Source organism: Nocardia sp. TBRC8007, assembly GCF_056629435.1.
The window spans coordinates 1-14,283 of sequence record NZ_JBWSOR010000008.1; the positions used below are offsets into that span (position 1 = coordinate 1).

Sequence of the window (14,283 nt, forward strand, 5' to 3'; positions counted from 1 at the left end):
ATCGACCGGGGTCGGGACGTAGACCTCGGCTGACCGAGACCGAGCGCAGTCGTATCGTGGCCTTGGTAGCCACCACGCCACCGGGGCGGCTGACGCGGCGACCGGAGCAAACACACCTTCATCCCGGTCGGGGCATGCTGGCTAAACCCGCAACAACCATGGTGGCGGATCTTTCGGCGAGAAGCCCTCGCGGGTCAGACCTTTGCCGACCACACCGAGATCGACCAGGCCACCCGCCAAGCCACCGCCACCCTCAACGCCCGCGCACGACCATGGATCTGGGGCAGGCCAGCCCCGAGACCACGCACCCTACGCCACCGTTTTATCTACTACCTTTGAGGAACGCAGCACTAGTATGGGCTTCTGGGTGCAGCGCACGGCGCACGATGTCAGCGACATCACGGTCGGTGAAGGAATCCGGAAGCGGCAGAGCGAGTTCGTAGAACAGTCTGCGCGTTTGCTCTAGGGTCGGCTTATCGGACAGCGTCAATTCTTCGCTATGGCTCATCGGGAGCCTACGACTCTGCTTGAAACTGGCCACCAGCTCCCGATGGAAATCTCGGTAGTAGGGCTTGTCCCGCTCGAACAGCAATGCGGGTGTTTCCGGATCGTCCTGGGTGACGATCACGCAGCTGGACGACAGATCCCAGCGGAATGTCGTCATCACCGACGAAAGCCCCACATCGATAGTCAAGAAAGTGAACCGCTGTCGATACCAACAGGCGGCCAGTATTGTCGCGAATACTTCCTTCCTGGTGCGCTCGGTGGTCCACTGCTCCCCGATACGGTCGACTACCGGGTCCAGGGCGGAACGAAATTGCGCGTAGGTCTTGCAGAGTATTTCGTCGGCTGGGTCCAGGATCTCCAACTGCATACGCAACGGACGCTGTTGTCGCCGCGCGTTTTCCACGCAGGCATGCAATGTCACCGCACGGAAGTAAGTGCCGATCCCGCCCTTGAAGATCCACTGCTCGGTGTCACGCCGAGCCAGTATGTGCGCGTGTCTGATGGCCGGACCGTGGAGTAGCTGTACCGACGACGTGGCGCGCACCGCTTTCGACGATAGGTGTCGATCACGCAGGGACATGCCTGCCAGCAGGCCGAGCAACAACAGCGCAGCCCCGCCCACCACGTCGACATCGATCAGGTCGAGCACCGCGAGCGGCCCGACCACCAGTGCGAAGGCGACCGCGAGGACACCATCGATATTGTTCCGCGTCCAGCTCAGCAACTGTGCCATGCCGCTCCACCCTCACCTGTGGTCTCCACCCAGGATAATGGCAGCGCCGCAGGAAGGACGATGAAAACGAGAAGTTCTGTGCGCGAAGGCGAATGCTCCTGCGAAGCAACCCATGGTACACCGAACAGCGCTACGGGATGAACCGGAGCATGCCTGCGGGCAGGGCACTCGCACGCGACGACACACCTGTGCCCGCGAGCTATGCACCGCCAGTGCCTTCGGTGAAACGGCCACTCTCCTGCAGCTGCCCACGATTGTGCGACTACTACGAGAATTACTGGTGTGGTTCGATCACGGCGGCATCGAAATGTAGCGTGTGCCTCGTCGACACGAGATACTTGTTCACGGCTCCGGCTCCGGCTCCCGCCACGGCGCACGGGTCGCGGCCGCCGCGGCACGCACTTGCGGCGCCACCAGAACAACCTGTCCGAGCACGCCGTTGACGAAGGATGGGGAGTCGTCGGTGGAAAGCTCCTTGGCCAGCTCCACTGCCTCGTCTACAGCGACGACCGGGGGAACATCGGTCGCATGGAACAGCTCCCACACCGCGATGCGTAAGATCGCACGATCCACGGCCGGAAGCCGCGAGAGAGTCCAGTCCTGCAAATAGGATTCGATGGCGCCGTCTACCCGGTCCAGGTTGTCGGCAACGCCTTCGACCAGGGTTCGGGTATAGGCATGCACCGGCGCGACCGCCCCGTCACGGGTAGCCAGTTCAGCACGCTCACCGAGTAGTTCGGCGGCATCGACATCCCTGGCTTCCGCCTCGAACAGCAGATCGACCGCACGACGACGAGCCTTGTGCCGCGTACCGAGCTTCTTGTACGTGGACTTCTTGTCCACGGGTTGGTCCGCCACAGTCACCTCATCCCCTGAGCGCCGGATCCGGCGCTCAGGCGTTGACCCGACCGAGATAGCTACCGTCGCGCGAGTCGATACGCAGCTTGTCGCCGGTGTTGATGAACAACGGAACCTGCACCTCGGCGCCGGTCTCCAGGGTGGCGGGCTTGGTGCCGCCAGTGGAACGGTCGCCCTGCAGACCGATATCGGTGTGGGTGACTTCGAGTTCGACCGAAACCGGAAGCTCGACGTACAGCGGCACCCCCTCGTGTGTGGCGACCTGCGCGGTCATATTTTCCAGCAGGAATCGGGCGCCCGCCCCAATGGTCTCCTCGGCGATGGCGATCTGGTCGAAGGTCTCGCCATCCATGAAGACGTAGTCCGTGCCGTCGTGGTAGAGGTAGGTCATGTCACGGCGATCGACATTGGCGGTCCCTACCTTCACCCCGGCGTTGAAAGTCTTGTCGACCACCTTGCCGGACACGACGTTCTTCAGCTTGGTCCGCACGAAGGCGGGTCCCTTGCCCGGCTTGACGTGCTGGAACTCGACGATCTGCTGGAGCTGACCGTCGATCTTCAGCACAAGGCCGTTCTTGAAGTCGCTGGTGTCCGCCACTGTCTTCGGATCTCCTTGTTCTACCGCTCGGTGTTCTACCGCTCGGTGTGTGCTACCGCTTGGTCGTTCTGCTGATCGGTGGTCTACTACTGCGCCTCCGGCGTACCGGCGTCAGTCGACAACGGTCAGTTCTTTGCTGGTGTGAGTGAGCAACTCCGGGCCCCCTTCGCGCACCACGAGCGTGTCCTCGATCCGGACCCCGCCGCGGCCGGGAAAGTACACACCTGGTTCGACGGTCACCGCCACGCCAGACAGAAGTGTACCGGTTCCGGTTTTCGCGATCCCAGGCGCTTCGTGGATCTGTAACCCGACCCCGTGCCCGAGACCATGCACGAACAGCTTGCCGTGCCCGGCGGCCTCGATGACCGACCGCGACGCGGCATCGACGTCGGCCACTAGCGCTCCGGGCCTGAGTGCCGCACACCCAGCGCGCTGCGACGCTTCGACCAGCGCGTACACCTCGCGCTGCCAATCGGTCGGCGGACCGAGCACGAAAGTACGGGTCATATCGGAGTGATAGCCGCCGACTACCGCGCCGAAGTCCAGCTTGACGAAATCCCCCGCCGCCAGCGTCGTGCCGGTCGGACGGTGATGCGGAATAGCCGAGTTCGCCCCGGTCGCCACAATAGTCTCGAACGACACCGCTTCGGCACCGTGTTCGAACATGGCCCACTCCAGGTCTCTGGCCACCTGACACTCTGTACGACCTGGACGCAGGCCACCACGCTCCAACAATGTGGCCAGACCGGCGTCACCCGCCACGCAGGCCGCGCGTAACTGCTCGACCTCGTAAGAATCCTTGACCATACGTAACTGCTCGACCAGCCCTGGAGTCGCGACGAACTCCAGGCCGGTGCGCTGTTCGAGAAAGCCACGGTGCTGCTCGACCGTGACAACCTGGCTTTCGAAACCAACCCGGCCGAGTTGCCACTCCCCCGCCAGTTGCAGAATCCGGCGGATAGTAGCCCGCGCGATCTCCGACCGCAGATCCGGGACCTGCTCGGCGACCTGGGTCCGGTACCGACCATCGGTGCCGATCACCGTGCGGTCCTCGGCGGCACGCGTATCCCAGGAATGCACGAGCAAAGCGGCGTTGGAGCCGGTGAACCCGGTCAAGTATCTGATGTTCACCAGATCGGTGACCAGCAGGGCGTCCACCCGGTTCTCCACTAACAGGCCACGCAACGCGCTACGTCGGGCCGCGTAGTCTGGCGCGTGGTCCTGGCGATCAGCACACATACGTCAAAGCTACCGCCGCCCCATCGTGGACCGGCACGCAGCACATGCTCCGCGCGCCGTCCAGCGGCGCCGAACACAGAACTTCGGGAGAAAGGCGAACTCGTACGGGAAGCGATAGCACCCATCGAATTTCGCCTATGCCGTCATCACAGCCGACCGGGTGTTGTGCACATGCGGTCATATTGTGCACATTCCGGTCGTGCGCGGCTGCGCGGCATCGAGATCGGGCAAAGGTTAGTGATATGGCCCCGCTCGCACTCATTGTTCTCGCCGCATGGTGCACAGTATTGACCACGCTCGATATCCGCACACAACGACTACCGAACCGACTGACTGGTTCTTGTTCGCTGGCTGTGCTCGGGTATGCCCTGTTCACAGGACAATTCACTGGTGCTCTACTCGGCGCGATACTCCTGTCGGCGCCGTATCTGCTGGTGCACTTGGTCGCACCAGCCGCGCTAGGCGCGGGAGACGTCAAGCTGGCGGCGGCGCTCGGCGGAGCGGCGGCGCTCGGCGGAGCCCAGGCGTGGGTCTGGGCGGCACTCGGCGCACCAGCGCTCACTGCGTTCGTCGCGGCAAGCACGCTGGCCGGTCGACACCTGCTCGCCATCGGCGGTGGCCGCCAGGCCGATTGCCCGGTCACCGTGCCACACGGACCCGCGATGTGTCTGGCGACTCTGCTGGCGCTGTGGTCGTCGGCCCCGTTCCCGGCCTGAAATGGTGACAGATCCGCACCCAGAGAGTCGCCACTACGAGATCCCGAAGCAGCCACCTGCCCGGCTGCCGCGACACCGTAGCACCGGGCGGTGGATCACTCCGACTCCGGCGCCCACCAACCGTCCCGTTAGGGTTCCGGCCACATCGGCGTGCGCGTCGTCACGCCGGGCCGCATTCCGCTGCACCGAGGTCCGCGTGGGAGAATGAACGGCGTGCTGCGTTGGATAACTGCTGGAGAATCCCATGGTCCCGCTCTTGTCGCCCTCCTGGAGGGGATGGTGGCCGACGTCGAGGTGACATCCGAGGAGATCTCCGCTCAGCTGGCTCGACGCAGGCTGGGATACGGACGCGGCGCCCGGATGAAGTTCGAGGCCGACAAGGTCACCATCGTCGGCGGCGTACGGCACGGACGTACGATGGGCGGGCCGGTGGCGATCGAAGTGGCCAACTCCGAGTGGCCGAAATGGGTCACAGTGATGTCCGCCGACCCAGTGGACCCGGCCGAACTCGCCGACCTGGCACGCAACACCCCGTTGACCCGACCCCGCCCCGGCCACGCCGACTATTCCGGCATGCTCAAATACAACTTCGACGACGCCCGCAATGTGCTGGAGCGCGCCAGCGCCAGAGAGACAGCCGCTCGGGTCGCGGCGGGCACCGTAGCGCGCAACTTCCTACGTCAGGCATTCGGCGCTGAGGTGGTCTCACATGTGGTCTCGATCGGTCCCGCGTACAATCCGACCGGCATCGTGCCGACCGCCGCCGACCTCGCCGCAGTAGATCAGAGCCCGGTACGCGCGTTCGACAAAGACGCGGAAGCGGCGATGATCGCCGAGATCGAAGCAGCCAAGAAGGACGGCGACACGCTTGGTGGTGTGGTCGAGGTGATCGTCGAGGGACTTCCGGTGGGCCTCGGCTCGTTCACCAGTGGCGAGAGCAGGTTGGACTCGCGACTGGCTGCCGCGCTCATGGGTATCCAGGCCATCAAGGGCGTCGAAGTGGGGGACGGCTTCGAGACCGCGCGCAGGCGCGGCAGCCGAGCACACGACGAAATGCGGCCAGGCCCCGGTGGGGTATTGCGCTCCACCAATCGGGCAGGTGGCCTGGAAGGCGGCATGACCAACGGTGAGCCGCTGCGGGTGCGTGCGGCGATGAAGCCGATCTCCACCGTGCCGCGTGCACTATCCACCGTCGACATGACCACTGGTGACGAAGCCGTCGCGATCCACCAACGCTCGGATGTATGCGCGGTCCCCGCCGCGGGTGTGGTCGCCGAATCCATGGTGGCGCTGGTCGTCGCGCAAGCCGCGCTGGAGAAGTTCGGCGGCGACTCGCTCACCGAGACAGCCGACAATATCGCAGGCTACCTCGAACGAATCAGCGCCCGCCCCCCGGTGCCCGCAGGCAGTCGGTCACAGTGATCGCGCAGACCGATCCACGTGCCCCGCGCGTGGTGCTGGTCGGACCGCCTGGGGCGGGCAAGTCCACGATCGGCCGCAAGCTCGCCAGGGAACTCGCGGTCGAGCTGTACGACACCGATACCGGTATCGAGCGCGAAACCGGACGCACGATTCCGGAGATCTTCGCCGAAGACGGCGAACCCGAGTTCCGCAGAATCGAAGAGCAGGTCGTGCGCCGAGCTCTTCTCGGCCGGCGTGGCGTCGTCTCGCTCGGCGGCGGCGCCGTGCTGTCCGCGAACACTAGGGCGCTACTCCGCGACCGTACCGTGGTCTACCTGGAAATCAGTGTGGCAGAGGGGCTTCGGCGCACCGGAACGAGTGCACAACGTCCGCTGCTCAACGGTACCGATCCCGGTGCGAAATACCGTGAACTAATGCGTATCCGCCGCCCACTCTATCGGGAGGTAGCCACCATCCGGGTACGCACCGACGGCCGTAGCCCGGGCCGAGTGGTGCGGATGATCATGGCCAAGCTCGGCATAGAGTCCGCGTTGCCGGCCACGACCAAACCGAGTCCTCGGCAGCCGTCCGGTACGAACTCGCAGGGCGGTAGCCGGTCTCGGGCCCGGCGCCGCGCCAGGGCCAGGGCAGCCGCCCGACGTAGATTGCTCGAGCAGGGCGGGACCACCGAGACCGGTTCCGCGCCGGTACCCGGGGTTACTACGACCGGCCGATCCCGGCGCAGCAGACAAGGCATCAACAAGGGTGAACCCAGCAGCGACAAGAGCAGTGCGGACAACGGTGACGCGACGAGCGGCTCAACCACACGCGCTCGCGCCCGAGCCCGCACACGCCGGAAACCGACAACATCACCAATAGAATCGGAGCAAACCACGTGATAGAGCCGACTCGTCTCGAAGTCCGGACCGCCGACCCATATCCGGTGATCATCGGCCGCGGCTTGCTCGGCGAACTCGTCGAGTCGGTCAACAGTGCGAACACTGGCGTGCGCACCGTGGCTGTCTTCCACCAACCGCCGCTCGCCGAGACCGCTGAGACGGTGCGAAAGACCTTGGCCGACACCGGTATCGACGCCCACCGTATCGAAATTCCGGATGCGGAGGCAGGCAAGGACCTAGCTGTCGCCGGATTCTGCTGGGAGGTGCTCGGACGTATCGGGCTGACCCGTAACGATGTAGTGGTCAGCCTCGGTGGAGGCGCTGCCACCGACCTGGCCGGTTTCGTCGCCGCGACCTGGATGCGCGGCGTACGCATCGTGCATGTGCCCACCACCTTACTCGCCATGGTCGACGCAGCGGTCGGCGGCAAGACCGGCATCAATACTGAGGCGGGCAAGAACCTCGTCGGATGCTTCCATGAACCCTGCGCGGTACTGGTCGACCTGGCCACGCTGGAAACGGTGCCGCGCCACGAAATCGTTGCCGGCATGGCCGAGATCATCAAGGCTGGATTCATCGCCGATCCAGTAATTCTCGATGTACTGGAGCGCGACCCGCAGGCCGCCCTCGATCCAAGGGGGGAAGTACTGCACGAGCTGATCCGCCGGGCTATTCGGGTGAAAGCCGATGTGGTTGCCGCCGATCTGAAAGAGTCGAGCCTGCGCGAGATACTCAACTACGGCCACACTCTCGGCCACGCGATCGAGCGGCGGGAACGCTATCGCTGGCGGCACGGCGCGGCGGTCGCCGTCGGTCTGGTGTTCGCCGCGGAGCTCGGTCGTCTCGCGGGTCGGCTCGACGACGCCACCGCCGACCGCCACCGCACTATCCTGTCTGCTGTCGGATTACCGACCAGCTACGACGCCGATGCGCTACCCCAGTTGCTCGATACCATGCATACTGATAAGAAAATGCGTTCCGGCGTACTGCGTTTTGTCGTACTCGATGGTCTGGCCAAGCCTGGTCGTCTGGAGGGACCCGATCCGTCCCTGCTGGCCGCCGCATACGCGGCGATCGCCCGCACGAATGATCCGGGCAGCGACAGTGCGGTTTTGCTGTAACGCGTGGTACCGACCGTTCGGCGCCGGATAGGCGAGTGGCGGCGGATCAGATCACAGTGCCTGCGGCGGAAAGCAGAGATGGCGGAGTCGAACGACCCTTGCCTCCCTTCCGTTCGGCCAGCAGACGACCGATACCGACACCGATCGATGCGGGCACGAAGATCAACAGTATGATGAACGACGCGCCTGCTGTGACTTCGAAGAGCAGACCGTTGTCACCGAGGTCGAAGCGCGGCAGGAAGTCCAGTACCCAGGCGACCAAGCCACTGCCGACCCCGCCCGCAACAGCGGCCTTCAACCAACGCATGGTCAGATCGGGCCCACGACCGGAGCCCGAGCCGGCGGCGCGGCTACGGCGGCCGTCGAGCGCCCCCCATACCACAATGGCCGCGATCAGCACGACCAAAGATAGAGTGCGCATCTGCGCGCCGTGCGTCGGCCAGTCCACCATCGCGAACCCGAGCACGATACGCAATGCCACCACTAGTGCGCCGAGCACAACAGACCGCAGTAACCAAGCAATCATGCCGACCACCATAACCCGCGCCACCTGGATCTCAGCTAGAGCTCGTCTCGGATTTCATACCGCAATTTCCTACCTGAACCGGCATTCGATACAGACAGGCCCCTAGTCCCAGTCCGCCAAGGCGGCAGCCATCTCAGCCCGCGGCGCCGGGTGCCCGGTGAACTGCTCGACCTGTCCGTAGGCTTGGTTCAGCAGCATCTGCAGGCCGCTGACTGCTATACGACCCGCGCGCTCGACGGCCTGCGCCAACGGAGTCGGCCATGGATCGTAGATCGCGTCGAGAACCACCGGGGCCGCTGCCACCGAGTCCGCGACCGCAGCAGCAGCAGCAGCAGGAATGGTACTAACGACCGCCCCGACCTGCGCGCAGGCGGCACCGATGGGCGCGGCCGCGAAGCCGACCAAAGAGGCGGACATTCCCAACCGTTCCGCGAGTTCCAGGGCACCCCGCGCTCGGCCGGCGTCTCGCGCGACCAAGGTAACCGATTCGGCACCCAACTGCGCCAGTGCCAGCAACGCAGGCCGCGCGGTGCCGCCCGCACCCAGCACCATCCCCTCGGCCACCTCGGCGATACCGGCGCCGCGTAGCGCACCGAGCACACCGTCCACGTCGGTACAGTCGGCTCGCCATCCGTTCGCGGTGCGGACCAGTGTATTGGCCGATCCGACCAGAACGGCACGTTCGGTCCGCTCATCCGCGTAGGCCAGCGCTGCTTCTTTGCCCGGCATGGTCACCGAGAGCCCCACCCATTCCGGCCCGAGTCCATCGACCAGTCCGGGCAGATCCCCGGCCGAACACTCGATACGCGCATAGGTCCAGTCCAGTCCGAGCGCACGGTAGGCTGCCGAATGGAGCTGCGGGGAACGTGAGTGCGCGATCGGCTTACCGAGCACCGCCGCTTTACGATTACCGGCCACTGTCGAGAATTCCGCTCTGCCTTGCCTTCTCGATATTACGAAGATGCTGCCCGTAACTTTCGGCGAACAAGGTGGTGCCGCGCTTGTCGATCGTGACGAAGTACAGCCACGGCCCCGGCGCCGGATTCTCCATGGCGCGCAACGCCTTCAATGATGGCGACGAGATCGGTGTAGCGGGCAGACCGGCCATGGCGTATGTGTTCCACGGAGTTTTCTCGGACCGGTCGGCGTCGGTGGTCGCGACCTCGGTCCGGTCCAGGGTATAGTTCACGGTCGAGTCGAACTGCAACGGCTGGCCGACTCGCAACCGATTCACGATCACACGTGCCACTTTGGGCATGTCCTGCGGCAGCGCTTCCCGTTCGATCAGCGAGGCTGCGATGAGCGTTTGATAGGGAGTCAGCGTGGTTTTCGCCTCGGACTGCAGCAAACCGGTGTCTTCATAGCTGCGGGCGCTCGCGGACACCAACTGCCGCAAGATCTGCTCCGGTGTACCGCTCGGATCGAAATTCCAGCTACCTGCGGCGATCAGCCCCTCTAGCTGCCTACGGCGGTCCGGGACGTTACGGACAGCTTGCTCGGCCCAGGCCGGCACTCCCAGTGCGGACGGATCTAGGCTCGCACCTGCGGCATCGAGCTGTTCGTAGGTCACGCATGTGCGCGCGGGTCCGGTTCCGATGCAACTGGCTTCGGCGATCTTGCGATAGATGCCGTCCTTGCGCGCGCCGGTGTTCACATCGTGCTGATCGTGCAGCTGACGCCCCTCCGACACCACTAAGTTGCCCACTCGCGAGGAGTTGGTCACCAGCGCGGATACCGCTTGCGCCGCGGGGATGTGACTGGGGATCGCATAGTAGCCCGGCTGCACCGTGCTCATATTCGAATTACTCACAGCCGCTTGGAAAAAGGCAGCCGTGCTCGCGACAACCCCCTGCTCGACCATGGTCGCGCCGATCTGTTGAGAGGTGTCGCCTGGGTGCACCTGCACCACTACCAGCGGTCCGGCTTCACCCGCATAGTCAGCCGGTGCGCCCGAATCGCCGACCAGTTTCATCCCCGCGAAGATCGCCGCGCCAGTGCACAACAGCACGAACACACCGGCGACGACCCCCAGGTTCCTGCGCTTGCGCTTGTGCTCGGCGGCCTTGCGCGAAGCGGCGCGGGAACGCTTGCCGTGCCGAGCGCCGGAAGAACGCTCCGACTGGTGATGTTTCGGAGGCGGCGAAGCCTCCTGTTGGCGGCCGACCTGTGAACGCCGACCGCTGCGCTGCGAGGTCGTCGGCGCAGGCGACTCCTCACTGTCTTCGACATGACTGTCGTCGATATCGTCGTCCTCGACATAGCGAGGAATGACGGTAGTGTCGTCGTCGTGCTCAGCCCAGGCACTGTCATCTCTGCGATACCGCCGATCAGCTTCGCGCTGACGGAACAGCTCCTCTGCCCGCGCCCACCGATCGGTCATATATCGTCCCCCGACGACGCGTGACGGACCGTTTCCACCGAGCTAAACACCGCACTCCGTTCGTCCAACCATCCTTGCAGGATCGATACCGCTGCCGCTTGATCGATGACCTGACGTTGGCCACGCGCTCGAACACCACTGTCCCGCAAAGCGCGTGCAGCTGACACCGTAGTCAAACGTTCGTCGGAAAGCCGGACCGGTATCGGCGCGACAGCATCTCGCAATCGATCAGCGAATTCAGTGGCCAGCCTAGCGGCGACCCCCTTGTCCCCGCGTAATGTCCGTGGCAATCCGACAACGACCTCGACGGCCTCGTATTCCCACACAATTTCGGCAATTCTTCCGATATCGGGCGTTACTGTGCGCTGACGGTGCTTCACACGCGGCACGGTCTCCACCGGCGTGGCGAGAATGCCATCGGGATCGCACGTGGCGATCCCGATCCGTACACTGCCGACATCGACCCCGATCCGCCTTCCTCGCCCAGGATCGGTAGCCGGGTTCGGGCGGTCGGCATCGGGCCGCACGGACCTTTCCTGTTCGCGGGAGTCGTCCATCACCCGGCCAGTTCGGCCACCTGTGCGCGGACTGCGGCCAGACCCGCCGGAATACCGGACGGGTCCGAGCCTGCGCCCTGAGCCATCTCCGGCTTACCACCGCCACGTCCTGCGATGCTGGGACCGAAGCTACCGACCAGATCCCCGGCCCTGAGACCGAGTTCCTGGGCGGGCTTGTTCACAGTGACCACGAACGGCACTTTGCCATCGGTATTGCCGAACAGCGCCACTACCACGGGCTCGGTACCGAACCGGCCGCGAATATCAGTGGCCAGCGTTCGCAGATCGCCTGCGGGCACCCCCTCCGGGGCTGCTGCGGCGACCAGCAGCAGGCGACCGATCCGCTCGGCCGCGTCGACGAATTCGGTTGCCGCGGAGAGCACCGCGGCCCGCTTGGTCCGCTCCAGCTCTTTCTCGGCGACCTTGAGCCGCTCTACGAGCTGCTCGACGCGACCTGGCACTTCCTCCGAGGGCACCTTCAGTGTGGTGGCGACGCCGGCCAACAACGCACGCTCCTTGGCCAGATACTTGTAGGAATCCAGGCCGACGAAAGCCTCGACCCGCCGTACCCCGGAACCGACCGACGACTCGCCGAGCACTGTAATCGGTCCGATCTGCGAAGAATGTCGCACGTGCGTACCGCCACAGAGCTCCATGGAGAACGGACCACCGATCTCCACCACGCGGACCTCGTCACCGTAGTTCTCACCGAACAGGGCGAGCGCGCCCATCTGCTTGGCCTTCGGCAGATCGGTGACAAAGGTGTTCACCGGGAAGTCCGCGCCGACCGCATCGTTGGATACAGCTTCGATATCGGCCTTCTGCTGCTCGGTCAGCGGGCCCTGCCAGTTGAAATCGAAACGCAGATAGCCCGGTTTGTTCAACGAACCAGCCTGCACCGCATTCGGGCCGAGCACCTGCCGGAGCGCGGCGTGCACCATGTGCGTGCCGGAATGTCCCTGGGTGGCACCGCGTCGCCAGGCCGGATCGGCCTGGGCTAGCACGATATCCCCCTCGGTGATCCGGCCCTGCTCCACCGTGGCCTTGTGCACCCACAGCTTCTTGGCGATCTTCTGTACATCGTTCACCCGCAGTTTCAGACCGGAGGAGGCGACGATCGAGCCGCGATCGGCAATCTGACCACCGGATTCGGCATAGAGCGGGCTGCGATCCAGGATTACCTCGACGTCCTGACCCGCGGTCGAGGCCGGCACGCGCATACCACCGACGATCAAGGCGAGCACAGTGGCTTCGGTGGCCAGCTCGTCGAAGCCGGTGAACTCGGTGGCGCCGCGATCGACCAGCTCCTTGTAGACCGTGAGGTCCGCATGCGCGTGCTTGCGGGCCTGAGCGTCCTCCTTGGCGCGCTGGCGCTGCTCGGCCATAAGCGAGCGAAAGCCTTCCTCATCGACCGAAAGGCCGGCCTCGGCAGCCATCTCGAGAGTCAGATCGATCGGGAATCCGTAAGTGTCGTGCAGGGTGAAAGCGTCCGCCCCGGCGATCGTCGTGCCGCCCTCGGCCTTCACCGCGGCGGCGGTGTTGTCGAACAGGGTGGAACCGGTGTTCAGCGTCTTGAGAAACGCGGTCTCCTCGCCGACCGCAACGGTCTCGATACGGTGGAAGTCGGTAGCCAACTCGGGGTAGGACGGGGCCATCAGATCGCTGACGATCTTGATGAACTCGCCCATTACCGGCTTCTCCGCGCCGAGCAGGCGAGCCGAGCGCACAATGCGACGCAGCAGGCGCCGCAGCACATAGCCACGGCCGTCATTTCCTGGATTCACCCCGTCGGCGATCAGCATAGCGGCAGTGCGGACATGATCGGCGATCACACGGAAGCGCACATCGTCGTCGTGCCGCACGCCATAGTTGCGTCCGGACAGCTCTTCGGCTCTACCGATGATCGGACGCAGCAGGTCGGTCTCGTAAACATTGTCCACGCCCTGCAGCAACATCGCGATCCGCTCCACACCCATACCGGTGTCGATGTTCTTCTTCGGTAGCGCCCCGACCGGAGGATGCCCCCGCTTGGGGCTCAGCTCACCGCGAACGTCCTGCATGAAGACGAGATTCCAGATCTCGAGGTAGCGGTCTTCGTCGGCGACCGGCCCACCGTCGCGACCGTGCTCGGGCCCGCGATCGTAGTAGATCTCCGAACACGGCCCCCCCGGACCCGGCACGCCCATGTCCCAATAGTTGTCCTTGCCGTCACGGAATTGGATGCGCTGCTCGGGGATGCCCGCGACCCGCCGCCAGATCTCGGCCGTCTCCGGATCTTCCTGATACACAGTCACCCAGATCCGCTCAGGATCGAATCCATAACCACCTTCGTCCTGCGGCTTGGCGATCAGGTCCCAGGCAAGGGTGATCGCACCCTCCTTGAAGTAGTCACCGAAGGAGAAATTTCCCGCCATCTGGAAGAATGTGTTGTGTCGCGTCGTAACGCCGACCTCTTCGATATCACCGGTGCGCACGCATTTCTGTACGCTGGCCGCTCGCGGATAGGGAGGCTCTTCCTGCCCCAAGAAATACGGCTTGAACTGGACCATGCCTGCGTTGACGAACAGCAGGTTCGGGTCGGCCAGGATCAGCGAGGCACTCGGCACCTCGGTATGGCCGGCCCGAAGAAAATGGTCCAGGAAACGCCGTCGAATCTCGTGGGTCTGCACAACTATCCAGCCTACCGGTGTCGTGCGCGCGATTATCCAGCGACCGGTGGTCCGAGCGCGTTCTCCTGAGTGAGCGAGA

General features: G+C 64.6%; 13 protein-coding genes. 4 read left to right on the plus strand and 9 right to left on the minus strand.

The window, feature by feature from the left end:
* Nucleotides 1-322: 322 nt before the first annotated feature.
* From ACX4ZE_RS09855 to ACX4ZE_RS09870, 4 genes are all read right to left on the minus strand, one after another.
* Complete coding sequence (locus ACX4ZE_RS09855) at nucleotides 323-1,240, minus strand: hypothetical protein (protein WP_480273041.1); 918 nt, start codon at nucleotides 1,238-1,240, stop codon at nucleotides 323-325.
* Nucleotides 1,241-1,582: 342 nt separating this feature from the next.
* The gene (nusB, locus tag ACX4ZE_RS09860) at nucleotides 1,583-2,098 is read right to left on the minus strand and encodes a transcription antitermination factor NusB (RefSeq protein ID WP_480273042.1); all 516 of its coding nucleotides are present in this window, start codon (nucleotides 2,096-2,098) and stop codon (nucleotides 1,583-1,585) included.
* 34 nt (nucleotides 2,099-2,132) lie between these two features.
* Complete coding sequence (gene efp, locus ACX4ZE_RS09865; protein ID WP_480273043.1) at nucleotides 2,133-2,696, minus strand: elongation factor P; 564 nt, start codon at nucleotides 2,694-2,696, stop codon at nucleotides 2,133-2,135.
* Between the two features lie 111 nt (nucleotides 2,697-2,807).
* Entirely contained in the window at nucleotides 2,808-3,935 is a 1,128-nt protein-coding gene (locus tag ACX4ZE_RS09870) for a M24 family metallopeptidase (RefSeq protein WP_480273044.1), read from the minus strand.
* A gap of 242 nt (nucleotides 3,936-4,177) precedes the next feature.
* Here ACX4ZE_RS09870 and ACX4ZE_RS09875 point away from each other — a divergent pair, with 242 nt between their 5' ends.
* The 4 genes from ACX4ZE_RS09875 to aroB all read left to right on the plus strand — a co-directional run bounded on the left by ACX4ZE_RS09875 (nucleotide 4,178) and on the right by aroB (nucleotide 8,072).
* The gene (locus ACX4ZE_RS09875; protein WP_480273045.1) at nucleotides 4,178-4,651 is read left to right on the plus strand and encodes a prepilin peptidase; all 474 of its coding nucleotides are present in this window, start codon (nucleotides 4,178-4,180) and stop codon (nucleotides 4,649-4,651) included.
* Between the two features lie 213 nt (nucleotides 4,652-4,864).
* A complete protein-coding gene (gene aroC / locus ACX4ZE_RS09880) occupies nucleotides 4,865-6,073 on the plus strand; it encodes a chorismate synthase (protein ID WP_480273046.1) in 1,209 nt (402 codons plus the stop codon).
* Nucleotides 6,070-6,951, plus strand: a complete 882-nt coding sequence (locus tag ACX4ZE_RS09885; RefSeq protein WP_480273047.1) for a shikimate kinase — start codon at nucleotides 6,070-6,072, stop codon at nucleotides 6,949-6,951. Before aroC ends, ACX4ZE_RS09885 begins: the two co-directional genes overlap by 4 nt.
* Nucleotides 6,948-8,072 (plus strand): 3-dehydroquinate synthase, encoded by a 1,125-nt coding sequence (gene aroB / locus ACX4ZE_RS09890; protein ID WP_480273048.1) that lies wholly within the window; start codon nucleotides 6,948-6,950, stop codon nucleotides 8,070-8,072. Before ACX4ZE_RS09885 ends, aroB begins: the two co-directional genes overlap by 4 nt.
* Before the next feature lie 46 nt (nucleotides 8,073-8,118).
* On the opposite strand, the gene ACX4ZE_RS09895 is transcribed toward aroB, so the two are convergent.
* The 5 genes from ACX4ZE_RS09895 to alaS form a co-directional block, all read right to left on the minus strand.
* Nucleotides 8,119-8,598: a B-4DMT family transporter gene (locus ACX4ZE_RS09895; RefSeq protein WP_480273049.1), complete on the minus strand. Its 480-nt coding sequence runs from the start codon at nucleotides 8,596-8,598 to the stop codon at nucleotides 8,119-8,121.
* Between the two features lie 102 nt (nucleotides 8,599-8,700).
* A complete protein-coding gene (locus ACX4ZE_RS09900; protein ID WP_480273050.1) occupies nucleotides 8,701-9,516 on the minus strand; it encodes a shikimate dehydrogenase in 816 nt (271 codons plus the stop codon).
* Complete coding sequence (locus ACX4ZE_RS09905) at nucleotides 9,506-10,978, minus strand: endolytic transglycosylase MltG (protein WP_480273051.1); 1,473 nt, start codon at nucleotides 10,976-10,978, stop codon at nucleotides 9,506-9,508. Before ACX4ZE_RS09905 ends, ACX4ZE_RS09900 begins: the two co-directional genes overlap by 11 nt.
* A complete protein-coding gene (gene ruvX / locus ACX4ZE_RS09910; RefSeq protein ID WP_480273052.1) occupies nucleotides 10,975-11,535 on the minus strand; it encodes a Holliday junction resolvase RuvX in 561 nt (186 codons plus the stop codon). Before ruvX ends, ACX4ZE_RS09905 begins: the two co-directional genes overlap by 4 nt.
* Nucleotides 11,535-14,204, minus strand: a complete 2,670-nt coding sequence (gene alaS / locus ACX4ZE_RS09915) for an alanine--tRNA ligase (protein WP_480273053.1) — start codon at nucleotides 14,202-14,204, stop codon at nucleotides 11,535-11,537. The genes ruvX and alaS overlap by 1 nt, the downstream gene beginning before the upstream one ends.
* Nucleotides 14,205-14,283 lie beyond the last annotated feature (79 nt).

Excerpts from the sequence above, each read along its gene's own strand:
- ACX4ZE_RS09855 (WP_480273041.1), bottom strand. The coding sequence starts at position 1,240 with ATGGCACAGTTGCTGAGCTGGACGCGGAACAATATCGATGGTGTCCTC.
- ACX4ZE_RS09870 (WP_480273044.1), bottom strand. The coding sequence starts at position 3,935 with ATGTGTGCTGATCGCCAGGACCACGCGCCAGACTACGCGGCCCGACGT.
- ACX4ZE_RS09875 (WP_480273045.1), top strand. The coding sequence starts at position 4,178 with ATGGCCCCGCTCGCACTCATTGTTCTCGCCGCATGGTGCACAGTATTG.
- ACX4ZE_RS09895 (WP_480273049.1), bottom strand. The coding sequence starts at position 8,598 with ATGATTGCTTGGTTACTGCGGTCTGTTGTGCTCGGCGCACTAGTGGTG.
- ACX4ZE_RS09905 (WP_480273051.1), bottom strand. The coding sequence starts at position 10,978 with ATGACCGATCGGTGGGCGCGGGCAGAGGAGCTGTTCCGTCAGCGCGAA.
- ruvX (WP_480273052.1), bottom strand. The coding sequence starts at position 11,535 with ATGGACGACTCCCGCGAACAGGAAAGGTCCGTGCGGCCCGATGCCGAC.